The organism is Pigmentiphaga litoralis (assembly GCF_014651835.1).
Taxonomy (GTDB): domain Bacteria; phylum Pseudomonadota; class Gammaproteobacteria; order Burkholderiales; family Burkholderiaceae_B; genus Pigmentiphaga; species Pigmentiphaga litoralis.
In genome coordinates this window covers 1-15225 of the sequence record NZ_BMXQ01000002.1, presented here as the reverse complement: position 1 = coordinate 15225, position 15225 = coordinate 1, and the positions used below count along the sequence as shown (strand labels likewise).

Below are 15225 nucleotides of genomic sequence, written 5' to 3'. Positions count from 1 at the left end.
ACATCACCGCAACTTGAGGGTCGACAGTCCGATCAGCACCAACATCATGGTGATGATCCAGAACCGCACGACGACCTGCGTTTCTTTCCAGCCGCTGACCTCGAAATGATGGTGCAGCGGCGCCATCTTGAAGATGCGGCGGCCCTGGCCATACCGCTTCTTCGTGTACTTGAACCACGTGACCTGCATGATCACGGACAGCGTTTCGACCACAAACACGCCACCCATGATGAACAGCACGATTTCCTGGCGCACGATCACGGCCATGGTGCCCAGCGCACCACCCAGCGCCAGTGCGCCGACGTCACCCATGAACACCTGCGCCGGATACGCGTTGAACCACAGGAAGGCCAGGCCCGCCCCGGCCAGCGCCGCGCAGATCACCATCAATTCCGAGGCGCCCGGAATGTACGGAAACAGCAGGTAGCGCGAATAGTCCGTGCGGCCCACCACATACGCGAACACGCCCAATGCACTGCCCACCAGCACGGTCGGCATGATCGCCAGGCCATCCAGCCCGTCGGTCAGGTTGACCGCATTGCTCGTGCCGACGATCACCATCCACGTCAGCACCATGAAACCCAGCGCGCCCAGCGGCAGGCTGATGCTCTTGAAGAACGGCACGATCAGGTCGGCCCTTGTCGGCAACGCCATCGTGAATCCGCCGTGGATCCAGTCGCGGAACAGCACCCAGGTGCCGGCCAGGTCGGTCGCCGCGATCGCAAAGGTCAGATAGACCGACGCCACCAGACCGATCAGGGCCTGCCAGAAGATCTTTTCCCGCGCCGGCATGCCTTCCGGATCCCGGCGCACCACCTTGCGGTAATCATCGGCCCAGCCAATCCAGCCGAAGCCGAACGTGACCAGCAGCACGACCCATACGAAGCGGTTGCTCCAGTCGGCCCACAACACGGTCGATACGCCGATCGAAATCAGGATCAGCGCGCCACCCATGGTGGGCGTGCCGTTCTTGACCAGATGCGACTCCGGACCGTAGGCGCGCACGGCCTGGCCGATCTTGAGCGCGGTCAGGCGGCGGATCACCCACGGGCCCGCCACCAGCCCGATCAACAGAGACGTCGCGCACGCGAACACCGCGCGCAGCGTGATATAGCTGAAAACCGAGAAACCCCGGAAGTCTTCGGATAGCCACTGGGCCAGTTCAAGCAGCATTCCGCGTACCATTCAAAAAGTCAGTCGACGGGTCGTTGCCGGCCAGCAAGGCTGCCACCACCCGTTCCATACGCATGAAGCGTGAACCCTTCACCAGCACCGACGCCGGCTGCACGGCCTGGATCGCCGGGGCCAGGTCTTCCACCCGGTCCGCATGCACGCCGTTCCCGTCGGCATCTGCGTTGAACGCGGCCACCGTGTCGCGGGTGGCATCACCCAATGCGAACACCGCATCGATGCCGCAGGCGCGTGCGTACTCGCCCACTTCACGATGCATGGCGGGGCCGTCATTGCCGACCTCGCCCATGTCACCCAGCACCAGCACACGTGGCGACGGCAGGCTGGCCAGCACGTCGATCGCGGCGCGGGCCGAATCAGGATTTGCGTTGTAGGTGTCGTCGATCAGCAGGCCGCCCGACGGCAGCGCATGGCGCTGCATGCGGCCCTTGACCGGCGCAAACGCCTGCAGGCCATCCACCACCTTGGCCAGCGGCGTGCCGATGGCCAGGGCGCAGGCGGCGGCCGCCAGCGCATTGCGCACGTTGTGCTGGCCCGCGGCGGCCAGCACCACCGGCGCCGACCCGGCGGGCGTCACCAGCGTGAAGCGGGTGTCGAAGGCCTGCATGTCGATGCCGGTGGCGGTCACTTCGGGGGTGACCTCGGCATGGCCGTCCAGGCCAAAGCGCAGGCACGGGCGTGCACCGGCCAGCGCCATCCAGATCGGGGTATGCGGATCGTCGCTCGGGAACACGGCCACGCCATCAGGCGGCAAGTGTTCGATCACGGCGCCGTTTTCACGCGCGACCGCTTCGACCGTGTGCATGAATTCCTGGTGCTCGCGCTGCGCGTTGTTCACCAGGCCCACCGTCGGCGCCGCCACGCGCGCCAGCTGGGCGATCTCGCCCGGGTGGTTCATGCCCAGCTCCACCACCGCGCTTTGATGCGAGGCCGTCAGGCGCAGCAAGGTCAGCGGCACGCCGATCTCGTTGTTCAAGTTGCCACGGGTCGCCAGGCGCGCCGGCTCGCCGTGCCACGCGGCCAGGATCGCGGCGATCATTTCCTTGGTGGTCGTCTTGCCGTTGCTGCCGGTCACGCCGATCAGCGGAATGGCAAACCGCGCGCGCCAGGCTGCGGCCAGACGGGCCAGCGCCACACGCGTGTCGGACACCACGATCTGCGGCACGCCCACATCGTCCATCGGGCGCTGCACCACGACCGCCGCCGCGCCGGCTTGCGCCACGGCCGCAACGTAATCGTGCGCATCGAACTTTTCGCCGACCAGCGCAACGAACAGGTCGCCCGTGGCAACGCTGCGCGAATCCGTGCTGACGCCGTGGATCGCGATCCGCGGCGCAGCGGCCGATTCACCCGATGCGCCGTGCAGCACGCCCTGCATGGCGGACGTCGCATCCGCCAGACTCATGAATCCCAAAATACGTGTTTCCTGTCGCGGGTAGCCGGCAAGGACCTTGCGCGCTTCATCGACATCCGAGAAGGGCTGTCGCACGCCGGCGATTTCCTGGTAAGACTCGTGACCCTTGCCCGCGAGCAGGATCACGTCGTGAATGTCCGCGCCGAGAATGGCGGCGCGAATGGCGTGTGCCCGATCGATGTCGGACGTCACGCGGTCGGCCTGCTGCAGCAGATCGGCAGGTACGCCGGCAAGAATCTGTTCGATGATGGCGCGCGGCGATTCGCTGCGCGGGTTGTCGCTGGTGACGACCACACGGTCGGCACGCGCAGCCGCGATGCGGCCCATTTCCGGACGCTTGCCCGCGTCGCGATCACCGCCGCAGCCAAACACGCACACGCAGCGGCCCCCGCGCGCGGCCGCCACCGTCAGCAATGCGTCGATCGCACGTTCCAGCGCGTCGGGCGAATGCGCGTAATCGACCACCACCAAGGGGGTGCCATCACCCGGCGTGCTGTCGGGCGCGGCCACGGCTTCGAGGCGGCCCGGCGCGGCCTGCGCCGAACCCAGTGCGCCCGCCGTGTCCTGCACCGACCAGCCCAGCGCGCGCAGCACGCCGCCCACGGCCAGCAGGTTGGCGACGTTGTGCGCGCCCAGCAGATGCGTGGCGATCTGCACCGAGCGGTCGTCCAGATTCAAGGTAAAGACCATGCCCTGGCTGGTGCCATGCAGGTCGCTGGCCGACAGCACCGACACCCCGTCGGGCTTGACCGCCGACGCGGCATCCAGCGTGAAGCCGCTCAGGGCCACGGGTTCGACCGCGCCGTCGGCGGGCAACACCGCCATGGCCTTGGCTGCATTCGCCGCGATCGCATCCAGCACCCGATGCCCGGCCGGGTCATCCAGGTTCACGATGGCCGCGCGCACGCCTTCCCAGGTGAACAGCCGCGTCTTCTGCCGCTCGTATTCGGCCATGTCGCCGTGGTAGTCCAGATGGTCGCGCGTCAGGTTGGTCAGCACGGCCACATCCACGTGCAGACCATCCATGCGGCCTTCGGCAATGCCGATCGACGATGCCTCGATCGCCACGGCCACCGTGCCCGCTGCGCGCATCTGCGCCAGCGACCGATGCAAGGCCACGGCATCGGGCGTCGTCAAGCCGGTCACGACATGCGCGCCCGCGCCATCGGCCGTCGGCGTACGAATGCCCAGCGTGCCGATCACGCCGCAAGGCTGGCCGTGAGCGGTCAAGGCATCGGCCAGCCACTGCGTGCATGAGGTCTTGCCATTGGTGCCGGTCACCGCGATCACGGTCATGGCTTTCGACGGCTCGCCATACCAGGCCGACGCCGTCTCGCCCAGGGCTTCTTTCAGTCCCACATAGGCGCAAGCGGGCACGCCGCGCTCGGCCAGCAGGGAATCGATCTCGGCGCCATGCGCCCCCTCGGCCGCTTCGAACACCACGGCCGCCGCACCTTGTGCCAGCGCCTGGCGCAGATAATCGCGGCCGTCGCTGCGCGCACCCGGATAGGCCAGGAACACATCGCCCGCCGACACCGCGCGCGAATCCAGGGTCAGCTGCGCCGATGCCGGCACGTTCGCGCGCAGCCAGGCCACCAGGGCGGACGGATCACGCGCCTGCGTGCGCAAGTCCACCGCGCTCACAGCACTTCTTCCATCAACGGCACATCGGGCACGACCAGCGACTTGAACGGCGCATCAGGCTCGACACCCATCAACCGCAGGGTGCCGCCGACCACATTCGAAAACACCGGACCCGCGACGGCGCCGCCGTACACGCTGCCGGTGGTCGGCTCGTCCATCATCACCGCGACAACCAGGCGCGGGTTGGACGCGGGCGCCAGCCCGATGAACGACGCCACATACTTGGTGCTGTAGGCGCCGTTGATGATCTTGCGCGCCGTGCCGGTCTTGCCGGCAATGCGATAGCCCATGACCTGCGCCTGCACGGCCGTACCGCCGGCGCCCGTCACGGCTTCCATCATCTTGCGCATGGTCTTGGCCGTGGCCGGCGTGTAGACCTGCGTGGGGGTCGGTTCGCGATCGGTCTTCAGGAACGACAGCGGCACCATGTCGCCATTGCGGGCAAACACCGTATAGGCCTGGGCCATCTGCACCAGGGACACCGACAGGCCGTAGCCATAAGCCATCGTGGCTTTTTCGATCGGACGCCACCGGTCGTACGGACGCAGGCGTCCTGCCACCGCACCCGGAAAGTCCAGCTTGGGCACCTGGCCAAAGCCCAGCTCGCTGTACTTGTTCCACATCTCGCGGTTTTCGATCAGGTTCGCGATCAACGAGGTGCCGATGTTGCTCGACTTCTCGATCACACCCGCCGTGGTCAGCACCCCATAGCCGTGAGTGTCCGAAATCGACCGGCCAAAGAAGGTCATGCGGCCATTGCCGGTGTCGAACGTGCTGTTGGGCCGGATGCGGCCCAGGTCCATCGCCAGCGCGATCGAAAACGGCTTGATGGTCGAACCGGGCTCGAAGGTGTCGGTCAGCGCGCGATTACGCAGCTGTCCGCCATTGAGCCCCTCGCGGGCATTCGGGTTGTAGGTCGGCAGGTTCACCAGCGCCAGGATCTCGCCGGTGCGGGTATCGACCACGACTGCAGCGGCGCCGCGCGCCTTGCTCTTTTCAACCGCCGCCTTCAACTGCGAAAACAGGAGGTATTGGATACGGGTGTCGATGGACAGGGTCAGGTCATGGCCGTTGGCGGGCGAGCGCACGGCCTGCACGTCTTCCACCACGCGGCCCAGGCGATCCTTGATCACCCGGCGGCTGCCGGCACGGCCGGCCAGCTGCGAGTTGTACGCCAGCTCGATGCCTTCTTGGCCCTTGTCTTCGATATTCGTAAAGCCGAGCACGTGCGCCACCATTTCCCCTTCCGGGTAGTAGCGCATCGTTTCGCGTTGCTGGTGGATGCCTTCCAGCCCCAGCGCGGCCACTTTGTCGGCCGTCTCGACCGTCAATTGGCGCTTCAGGTAGACGAAGGTCTTGTCTTCGTTCGACAGCTTGCGCTGCAGATCGCGCAGCGGAATGCCCAGCAGGCTCGCCAGTTCGGCCAGCTTGTCGGGCGGCGCCTTCACGTCTTCCGGAATCGCCCACACGGCGCGCGCAGGGACGCTCGACGCGATCACCACGCCATTGCGATCGGTGATCTTGCCGCGCGAGGCAGGCAGCACCAGGGTTCGCGCGTAGCGCGATTCGCCCTGGCGCTGCAGGAATTCATTGGACAGCCCCTGCAGATACAGGGCGCGCACCATCAGCGTCGCAAAGCCGGCGAACAGCAGGAACAGCACGAAGCGCGACCGCCATGGCGGCAGCTTGGCGTGCAGCACGGGGTTGGACGAAAAGCGGACGCTTTGTGTGCTCTTGCGCTTCATCGGCGGGCTCCCGACGGATTGCGGCCGGCCGGCACCGGCATCGGTTCGCCCAGCGGCCCGAACGGCAGGACCACAGGCGCTTCGCTTTGATCGCGGCGCTGCGCGAGATAAATGGTGCGAGCCGGCGTCACCGGCTCCATCTTGAGCGTATTGCGCGCCACGTTATCGATCAGACCATGCTTGGAATGATCGGTCTGTTCCAGTTGCAGACGGCGCCAGTCCACATCCAGGTCCCGCGTCACGACCTGCGCGCGCTCCAGTTCCATGAACAGGCTGCGGGCCTCGTACTGGCTGCTGACGAGCGACAGCGCGCAGCCGATCAGGCCAAGGGTCAGGACGAAAAGAAGACGGGCCATGGCGCCGGGGACCTAGGTCGACGAGCGTGCTTGCGCACGCACCTGCCGCGGACGCGACGACGCGGGGCGGCGCGCCGCCCCCACGGGCAATTCGGCCCGGCTGAAGGCCGCGCCGCCTTCGGGAGGCAGCGGCACGGACGTGCGTTCGGCCACCCGGAGCACGGCAGAACGCGCGCGCGGATTGCCAGCGACTTCTTCATCGGTGGGCAGGATGCGGCCGACCGACAGCAGCACCGGCTGCGGCCGGTCGCGCTCGGGAATCGGCAGACGCGCAGTCTCGGCGCCCGGATTGGCGGCGGCCGCGATGAATTGCTTGACGATGCGGTCTTCAAGCGAGTGAAAGCTGATCACCGCGAGACGCGCGCCAGGCGCCAGCAACTCTAGAATGGACGCGAGCGCACGCGAGAGCTCTTCAAGTTCCTGATTGAGGAAAATCCGTATAGCTTGAAAGGTGCGTGTCGCTGGATGCTGCCCCTTCTCCCGCGTGCGGACTGTACCAGCCACGAGGTGGGCAAGCTCACCGGTTGTCGTAAGAGCCCGCACCTCGCGGCCAGCTGCAATCGCCTTTGCAATCTGGAAAGCAAACCGTTCTTCTCCATAGCGCGCTATGACCTCCCGCATATCGTCGATGCTTGCCTCGGCAAGCCATTGCGCGGCGGTCAGGCCGCGCGTCGTGTCCATCCGCATATCGAGCGGGCCGTCCCGCATGAACGAAAATCCACGCTCCGGATCGTCGATCTGCGGCGAAGAAATTCCCAGGTCCATCATGACGCCGTCGACCTGGGTGATGCCCAGCTCGGCCAGTTCTTCACGGATGTCGGCAAAGCCGGCATGCACGATGGTCAGGCGGGGATCGGCCGCCGCGACATCACGCGCCGCCGCCACCGCCTGGGGGTCCTTGTCGAAAGCAATCAGCCGCGCGTCGGGTCCCAGGCGCGCCAGAAGCGCGCGCGAATGACCGCCGCGGCCGAACGTCGTGTCCACCCAAACGCCGCCCACGGCGTCGCCGTCGTCCTGTCTGGACAACGCGTCTATCGTCGGCGCCAGCAGCACGGGCCGATGTTGAAAGGGGGAATTCACGATTTAGAAAGAAAACTGATTGAGAACTTCTGGCGAGGCCTGATCGAGCAGTTCCTGCTCTTTTCGGGCCAAAGCGGCAGCGTCCCAGAGTTCGAAATGCGCGCCCATGCCAAGCAGCATCACATCGCGTTCCAGAGAGGCAGCCGAGCGTAACTCGGGGGCAATCAGGATCCGTCCCGTTCCGTCGAGTTCGACGTCTTGCGCGCTTCCGAGCAACAATCGCTGAAGCCCGCGCGCCTGCATCGGGAACGCCGCGATCTGTTCGCGTTTCGTTTCCCAGATCGGACGGGGATAGACCAGAAGGCAACCATCGGGATGTCGGGTGAGTGTCAGGCGCCCTTCAGCTTGAACCATCAACGCGTCACGATGCCGGGTCGGGATCGATACCCGCCCCTTCGCATCCAGCGTTAATGCGCTGCTGCCCTGGAACACGACTTTGTCACCCCACTTTTTTGCACAAAATTCTACTATTTCCCACTCTAAAGGACCGCCCTTGCAGGGTCAAGCCGGTAACGGCCATTTATCCATTAGTAACAAGGACTTAGCCGAACTTGCTCGAAGATTCACGATATGAAATATCGAATCGAATCAGTGCCTTGGGTGTAGAAGTGAATGCGAGACGTGAGCATTGAGCGAAAAACGCCCCTCTCAAGAGTGTGGTAACTAGATACAAGTGCTTTCCCGAGCCGCCCCGTATTGCTGTCCAAACTTGCCTGACCACGAAGGATGGCCCAAGCCTGACATCGGCCTGAAACGGGCAGTGAAACGGCTTGCTCAGGGCCGTCCTGGACAGCCGGGAAAGGGATCCTCTCCTGTTGGCGAAGGGTCTGGACGCACGAAACGGCCTGCCGGGGCAGGGTTTCGATGCGGAAATGGGGAGGCAAAGCAGATCGATAGGCCGGATTCTGTACACGGGTCGCCCCGCGGGCAATCATTCCTCTAGGCGGACCATTGCTGGCCAGCTCAAGCCACCTACCCGCATGCGCGAACTAGCCGCCCTCCACGGCCCCGAGGGGCCGCATGCATGCCTATTTGGTGTTGCTCCGGATGGAGGTTGCCGCGTTTCACCCTGCTGCGCCGCGCCCGGGGTGACCCGGACGCGCAGCACGGAGATGCCGTGCCGGTGCGGATCGAAATCCGCCCTCGCCGCAGACTCGTCTCTGTGGCCCTGTTCCTCGGCTTCGCGCACCACGCTTGCGCACGGTGCGATCGCCGGACGGTCGTTAGCCGCCATCCTGCTATATGGAGTCCGGACCTTCCTCGCCGCTTGCGCGCCGCGATTGCCTGATCTGCTCTGCGCAGACAGTTTACCTCTGGCGCGAACGCCCGGGCCGGAATACGTCCGTATCGTCGTAAAAGCCGGGCGCCGTGTTGGCCGCCCACCACCCGGGCAGGCCCAGCACGGGCAGCGGCGACAGGTCACGCGGGGTAAAGAACGGCCAGTTGGCCAGCCAGTCGCTCACCAGCCGGTCGATGGTGGAACGCCGTTCGGAAAACGAGGCGCGAAAGTACGAGTCGTCCACCGGCACGATCAGCGTGTGCGCCGTGATCGACTTGTAGGGGTCCATCAGCTTTTCGAGCAGCGCATGGCCGACCACCCACGGCTCGGTCTGTACCAGCGTGGCGGTACGGCGGTCCTGGAACAGGGTCTGCCAGTCGAAGCGCCGCAGCGCCGTCGCCAGTTCGTCGTTCGAGCACGCCAGCACCAGGCCGTTTTCATCGAACAGGGTGACCGCATCGCGCAGCGCGCCGCGCCCGTTCTTGCCGCCTTCGCCCGGCGGCGGCATGTGCGGCTGCGCCAGCGCCTGGGCCTGCGTGGCGTTCAACCGCGACTTGATATGCGGGTAGGAGAGCCAGGCCAGCCCATTGAACAGGTCGTGCAGGTTGTCGCGAGTCGGGATGCGACCCGTGTCGTAGATGTGCTTTTCGTAGGGGATGCCATCCGGCAGGTCCGCCTGCGGCGCAAACACGATGGGCCTCCCCGAATCCATCTGCGGCCGCACGCCGCGCGCGGCCGACGTCACCAGCAGGCGGTTCAGGCGATCGCACAGCGGCTCGGCGGCTTCCAGCGACAGCAGGGCGCCGGCAGGCGCCACGCCGGTGAACCAGGGCTGTTCCCAGTCGATCACGGTCGCCCCGTGCTCTGGCCCGGCCTGCCCGCCGTCCTGCCCGGCGCTCAGCTCGCGACCCGCCATGGCAGCGTCTCCCCGGCAGCAAGCGGCACCACCGTCTGCGCGCCGTACGGGAGTTCGTCAGGAATCGTCATGGATTCACGCACCAGTGTCAGCGTGCCGCTGTTGCGCGGCAGGCCGTAGAAGTCGGGGCCGAAGAAACTGGCAAAGCCTTCCAGCGCCTCGATCTTGCCGGCCAGATCGAAGGCCTGCGCATACAGTTCCATCGCGTGCAGCGCGGTGTAGCAGCCCGCACAGCCGCAGGCGTGCTCCTTCAGGCCGCGTGCATGCGGCGCGCTGTCGGTGCCCAGGAAGAACTTCGGGCTGCCGCTGGTGGCCACTTCAACCAGGGCCTGGCGATGCCGCTCGCGTTTGAGCACCGGCAGGCAATACCAGTGCGGCCGCACTCCGCCCACGAACAGGGCATTGCGGTTGTACAGCAGGTGATGCGCCGTCACGGTCGCGGCGGTCGGACCGTCGGTGTCCCGCACGTATTGGGCGGCGTCGGCCGTGGTGATGTGCTCGAACACCACCTTGAGTCCCGGAAACGACTTGCGCAGCGGGATCATGACCGTGTCGATAAAGGCCTTTTCACGGTCGAACAGGTCGATGGCCGGATCGGTCACTTCGCCATGCACCAGCAGCGGCAGCCCCACCTTCTCCATGGCTTCCAGCGCCGGGGCGCACCGCCCCAGCAGGTCGGTCACCCCGGCATCGGAATTGGTCGTGGCGCCGGCCGGGTACAGCTTGACCGCGTGCACAAAGCCCGAGGCCTTGGCCTTTTCGATTTCCGAGGCCGGCGTATTGTCAGTCAGATACAGCGTCATCAGCGGCGTGAACGCAGGCGCATCGGCGGGACGCGACGACAGCGCCTGCAGGATGCGGTCACGGTACGCGCCCGCCTGCTCGGTCGTGGTGACCGGCGGCTTCAAATTCGGCATGACGATGGCGCGGGCAAACTGGGCGGCAGTGTGGCCCACCACGGCGGCCAGCGCCTCGCCGTCACGCAGGTGCAGGTGCCAGTCGTCGGGTCGGGTGATCGTAAGCGTAGGAGTCGTCATCGTCATGGCCGCCGGGGCGGCATCAGGAAAAGAAAAAGGCGGAAGGGAGAACCCGCCGGTGCGGTGGGTTCAGGCCGGTACGGGCCAGTGCAGGCCGGACGTGTCGGTAGGCCGCTCTGCCAGGCCGTCGCACCGCCGGTGTGTCCGTCGGGCAGTCACTGCCTACCCGAATGTTAACCGCTGTCGTTCGCCCCGCTTGGGACGGCGCCGCGCTGCACGCCTCGGTCCCATGGATCAATCCACCACCGGCATGCTGCGTTCCACGATCGACGCCATCACACCGGCGCCGACGGGAATGATGGCGTCGTTGAAGTCGTAGCCCGTGTTGTGCAGGAAGCAGCCGCTGTCGGCCCCGCCCTGCCCGACCCGGAAATACGCGCCCGCGCGGCCCTGCAACATGAACGAGAAATCCTCCGCGCCCATGGACGGCGTCAGGTCGCGGATCACGTTCTCCTTGCCTATCATTGCGGTGGCCACGTCAGCCACGAAGTTGGCTTCATGCGGCGTATTGATGGTGGCCGGGTAGATGCGTTCGTACTTCAAGGTGGTCGTCGCGCCGAAGGCCCCGGCGATCGACGACGCGATATGCCCCAGCCGTGTCTCGACCATCTCTTGCACGCTGCGGCGGAAGGTCCGTACCGTGCCCACCAGCCGCGCCTCGCTCGGGATCACGCTCATTGCGCCCGGATGGCCGGCCTGTACCGAACAGATCGACACCACCGCCGCATCGAGCGGACTCACGTTGCGCGACACGATCGCTTGCGCCGCCGTGATGATGTGCGCCGCCACCACCACCGGATCGATCGTCTGATAGGGATGCGCGCCATGGCCGCCCTTGCCATGCACGACAATCTCGAACCGGTCGGCCGCCGCCATCATCGGTCCTGGGTTGATGCCGATCTTGCCCGGCGGCAGGCCAGGCCAGTTGTGCATCGCGTAGATGGCATTGCAGGGAAAGATGTCGAACAGCCCGTCTTCGATCATCGCCTTGGCGCCGCCCAGGCCTTCTTCCGCGGGCTGGAAGATCAGCACGGCGGTGCCATCGAAGTTGCGGGTGCGCGCCAGGTACTTGGCCACACCGATCAGGATGGCCGTGTGCCCGTCATGGCCGCAGCCGTGCATCAGGCCTGGCTTGGTCGACCGATGGCCGAAGGTGTTCTGCTCGGTCATGGGCAGCGCATCCATGTCGGCGCGCAGCGCGATCATGCGGCCGCTGTCGCAGCGCCGTCCCCGGATCACGCCCACCAGGCCCGTCTTGCCAATGCCGCGATGCACCTCGATGCCAAGCAGTTCAAGACTGCGGGCGACGATGCCGGCGGTGCGCACTTCTTCAAATCCAAGCTCCGGATGCGCGTGCAGGTCGCGGCGCAGCGCCGTCAGCTCGTCATGAAATTTGCGGATCGCTTCCAGGGGCGATCGCAAGCCAACCCCAACATCCATCCTGTTCTCCGAAGTCCAGTGACCGCCCGGCCCGATCGGGCCCGGCCGGCGCCTGCTTCTAGTCGATTGCCGTCGGGCCCCGGGAGTTCCCCAAGGCGGTCGTGCGTTCCGTGAGCAAATGAATATCGCCGTACCAGGCTTCGGCGCGCTGGCGCGTGTTGTCGGTATCGGTCAGCACGCCCACGCCCAACAGCTTGCCAGGTGGCTCGCCAAAGATCTCGGTGTAGTCCTTCACATAGTCACGCTTGTAGGTCAGCCACTGGCCAACGCGCGCGGGCCCGGACTCGACCACCTTCTTCTTGACCCGGGCAGTGTGCGCATTCGCGATCACGGTGCCCACCGGTTGCTTTGTGTCCCATGTATAGATCAGCGTCGCATAGGGCATGTCACGGCCGAGCAGCATGCGCGCCGTTTCGGCCAGCATGCGTTCCTTCATGGGCAGGCGGCTCATGTCGCCATCGAAGGCCAACACGACACGGGTCGGCGAATCCTCGGCATCGGCCCGCGTGCTGTCCGCGCCGGGGATCATGGCATCGGTGCGCCAGGACCACGTAATCGACGTCGCGGCGGGCGCCACCGGCATCGGCACCCACAGCCCGCTGGCCGATGAATCGGCCGCCGCATGCAGCACGCGCGTGGCCTTGGCGGCCACGTGTTTGTGCGCAACGCTATAGCTGGTGCGCGTCTTGTCGCGACGAATGATGAGCGGTTGCCAGCCCGCCGGCGCCTCGCCAATTGGCGACGCCGATGTCGACACGACAAGCGCTTGTTCAGGGGGAACCACAACCACTTCTGACGCAGGTGTAACGACCTGCTCATGGTCGTGCTCATCTTCATAGTTGGGCAATTCAGGTTGCGTTGCGCAACCACTTACCACCAGGCCGAAAAGCGCACTGCAGCAGGCGTTTCGGGCGAGACGAACGGGCAAGGTAAACAAGGATTTCACAGTCGGCACCGGCGCTCTCGAAAGACGGTCGGGCCATTCTACCGGCCCGGCGTGACGTCCAAGCGTTGTGGACCGGGCAATTTCTGCTGGGAAACACCAATTCAAACGAAATTTTGTTGTAGCTTTCCCTGGCGAAACGATATGCTGCGCTCGCGGGGTTATTCCGCAGTACTGGAGTTTGCCTCTCTCGCGCACTGCGGTGTGGCCCTGCTACCGATCGGACGATTCTTCTTTGTAGGAGTACAGCATGGCCACAGCCAAGAAGGCAGCAGCGAAAACCGCCGCGCCCGCCAAGAAAGCAGCCCCGGCTAAGACCCCCGCCGCTAAAAAAGCAGCGCCGGCCGGCACCAAAGCGGCTCCTGCCGCCAAGAAAGCAGCAGCCACCAAGGCTCCGCGTAAAGTCAACGCAGCTTTCCTCAAGCCCCTGACCCCGAGCGCCGAACTGGCCGCGGTCATTGGCCCGGAACCGCTGCCGCGTACCGAAGTCACGCGCAAGATCTGGGAATACATCAAGAAGCACGACCTGCAGGACCCAAAGGCCAAGCGCAACATCAACGGCGATGCCAAGCTGAAAGAACTGTTCGGCAAGCCCACCGTCGACATGTTCGAACTGACCAAGATCGTGAACGCGCACTTGAAGTAATCCAGGCAGCCCCCGCACGCCGCCAGGCAACCGGGACCGCTTTGACGCCCACACCGACTCGTGTCGCTGTGGGCGTTTTTACGTCAGCTGCCCGTCGGCTTGAGCACGATCACCTGACCGCGCGGCGCATCCGTCAGCAGATAGACCTCTCCTTGCGGGCCGACCGTCACGTTGCGTACGCGCGCCTCGCCCGACAGGTAGCGGTCTTCCTTGACGATACGATCGCCTTGCCGCTGCAAGCGGATCAGCGCCTGGCCGCTCAAGGCGCCCAGCAGCACGCTGCCTTTCCACTCCGGAATGCGGTCGCTGGTGTAGAACGCCAGGCCGCTCGGCGAGATCGATGGGACCCAGCTGTAGAGCGGCGGCATATAACCCGGCGCCGAGGCTCCCTCACCGATCTTGCCGCCCCCGTACTGCTCGCCATACGTGAACTTGGGCCACCCGTAGTTCTGTCCGCGCTTCACGATGTTGATCTCGTCACCGCCCTGCGGCCCATGCTCGGCCACCCACAGCTCGCCGTTGACCGGATCCAGCGCGGCGCCTTGCGGGTTGCGATGCCCTAGCGAATAGATTTCGGGGAGCGCACCCTTCGTGGTGCGTTGAGCTGCGGCATCCAGATACGGGTTACCCGGCGCAGGCTTGCCCGCATCCGTCAGCCGCACGACCTTGCCATGATGGGTGCCAAGATCCTGCGCGTCCACACTGCGCGACGACCGCTCGCCCAAGGTGACGAACAGCGACCCGTCGCGATCGAAGACCATACGCGACCCGAAGTGCAGGCTGCTGGCATACTTGGGGGACTGCTGGAATATGACCGACGCGTCCGTCAGTGCCCACGTGCCGCCCGTCTGCACCAGCTTGCCGCGCATCACGGCGGTGCTGTTGGTACGCGACGCCTGGCCCGGCTCCGAGTAGCTCAGATAGACCCACTGATTGCGCGCAAAATCCGGATGCAGGACGACGTCGAGCAGACCGCCCTGGCCGCGTGCGTCCACCTGCGGCGTACCGGTCACCGGTGCCGACAACGATCCGTCTTTGGCAATCACTCGCAGGCGCCCCGCGCGCTCCGTCACCAACGCTTCGCCGGATGGCAACAAGGCCAGGCCCCACGGATGTTCGAGTCCATCGGCCCACGTGGTCTTGCTGATGCCGTTGGGCAAGGACGCGCGTTCCGCACGCACATCGCTGCCCGGACGAACCGCCTGAGCATGGGCCTGCAGGGCACCAAGCAAAGCGAGGATGCTGACACCGGCGGCCGCAGCATGTCGGAAGGAAAATCGTGGATGCATCGAGGCTCCCTGTAATGTCGTCGACGCGCACGCACGCCCCGCGAGGACATGCAGAGCCCGTCAGGGGACTCGCGCGTGAGTGGATGATGTTCAGGGAAGACTGTAAGCGCAGAGCGAAGCGCGTGCGGGTGTCGAACGCGTGCAATGCGTAATTGGGAGTAAGGGCGGGGAAAAGCGCAGAGAAGAAAGCGCGACCCCAAAAGCAAAACCCCCCGCAGCGTTCGCTACGAGGGGTTCTGGGTATA

Annotated in this window: 12 protein-coding genes and 1 other RNA gene; 1 reads left to right on the top strand and 12 read right to left on the bottom strand. The window is 65.6% G+C overall.

Annotated features, from left to right (window positions below):
• Positions 1 to 3: 3 nt before the first annotated feature.
• The 11 genes from mraY to IE116_RS18535 form a co-directional block, all read right to left on the bottom strand.
• Positions 4 to 1173: a phospho-N-acetylmuramoyl-pentapeptide-transferase gene (gene mraY, locus IE116_RS18585; RefSeq protein WP_189614776.1), complete on the bottom strand. Its 1170-nt coding sequence runs from the start codon at positions 1171 to 1173 to the stop codon at positions 4 to 6.
• Entirely contained in the window at positions 1163 to 4249 is a 3087-nt protein-coding gene (gene murF / locus IE116_RS18580) for a bifunctional UDP-N-acetylmuramoyl-L-alanyl-D-glutamate--2,6-diaminopimelate ligase MurE/UDP-N-acetylmuramoyl-tripeptide--D-alanyl-D-alanine ligase MurF (RefSeq protein ID WP_229828542.1), read from the bottom strand. Before murF ends, mraY begins: the two co-directional genes overlap by 11 nt.
• On the bottom strand, positions 4246 to 5994 hold the full coding sequence (locus IE116_RS18575) for a peptidoglycan D,D-transpeptidase FtsI family protein (protein WP_189614775.1): 1749 nt from the start codon (positions 5992 to 5994) through the stop codon (positions 4246 to 4248). The genes murF and IE116_RS18575 overlap by 4 nt, the downstream gene beginning before the upstream one ends.
• Positions 5991 to 6350, bottom strand: a complete 360-nt coding sequence (ftsL, locus tag IE116_RS18570; RefSeq protein ID WP_189614774.1) for a cell division protein FtsL — start codon at positions 6348 to 6350, stop codon at positions 5991 to 5993. The genes IE116_RS18575 and ftsL overlap by 4 nt, the downstream gene beginning before the upstream one ends.
• Before the next feature lie 12 nt (positions 6351 to 6362).
• Positions 6363 to 7433: a 16S rRNA (cytosine(1402)-N(4))-methyltransferase RsmH gene (rsmH, locus tag IE116_RS18565; RefSeq protein ID WP_189615753.1), complete on the bottom strand. Its 1071-nt coding sequence runs from the start codon at positions 7431 to 7433 to the stop codon at positions 6363 to 6365.
• Positions 7434 to 7862, bottom strand: a complete 429-nt coding sequence (gene mraZ / locus IE116_RS18560) for a division/cell wall cluster transcriptional repressor MraZ (RefSeq protein ID WP_179588826.1) — start codon at positions 7860 to 7862, stop codon at positions 7434 to 7436.
• A gap of 446 nt (positions 7863 to 8308) precedes the next feature.
• Positions 8309 to 8726: RNase P RNA component class A (gene rnpB / locus IE116_RS18555), an RNA gene on the bottom strand.
• Between the two features lie 11 nt (positions 8727 to 8737).
• Positions 8738 to 9625: a DUF3025 domain-containing protein gene (locus IE116_RS18550; protein WP_189614773.1), complete on the bottom strand. Its 888-nt coding sequence runs from the start codon at positions 9623 to 9625 to the stop codon at positions 8738 to 8740.
• A complete protein-coding gene (gene pyrC, locus IE116_RS18545; protein WP_189614772.1) occupies positions 9607 to 10662 on the bottom strand; it encodes a dihydroorotase in 1056 nt (351 codons plus the stop codon). Before pyrC ends, IE116_RS18550 begins: the two co-directional genes overlap by 19 nt.
• 234 nt (positions 10663 to 10896) lie before the next feature.
• A complete protein-coding gene (locus IE116_RS18540; protein WP_189614771.1) occupies positions 10897 to 12102 on the bottom strand; it encodes a M20 aminoacylase family protein in 1206 nt (401 codons plus the stop codon).
• A 58-nt stretch (positions 12103 to 12160) separates the two neighbouring features.
• Positions 12161 to 12886 carry a DUF3047 domain-containing protein gene (locus IE116_RS18535; protein WP_189614770.1) on the bottom strand — a complete coding sequence of 242 codons (726 nt, stop codon included), beginning with the start codon at positions 12884 to 12886 and terminating at the stop codon, positions 12161 to 12163.
• Between the two features lie 409 nt (positions 12887 to 13295).
• On the opposite strand from IE116_RS18535, the gene IE116_RS18530 reads away from it, so the two are divergent.
• Positions 13296 to 13691: an SWIB/MDM2 domain-containing protein gene (locus IE116_RS18530; RefSeq protein ID WP_189614769.1), complete on the top strand. Its 396-nt coding sequence runs from the start codon at positions 13296 to 13298 to the stop codon at positions 13689 to 13691.
• An 83-nt stretch (positions 13692 to 13774) separates the two neighbouring features.
• On the opposite strand, the gene IE116_RS18525 is transcribed toward IE116_RS18530, so the two are convergent.
• Positions 13775 to 14980 carry a PQQ-dependent sugar dehydrogenase gene (locus IE116_RS18525; RefSeq protein ID WP_189614768.1) on the bottom strand — a complete coding sequence of 402 codons (1206 nt, stop codon included), beginning with the start codon at positions 14978 to 14980 and terminating at the stop codon, positions 13775 to 13777.
• Positions 14981 to 15225 lie beyond the last annotated feature (245 nt).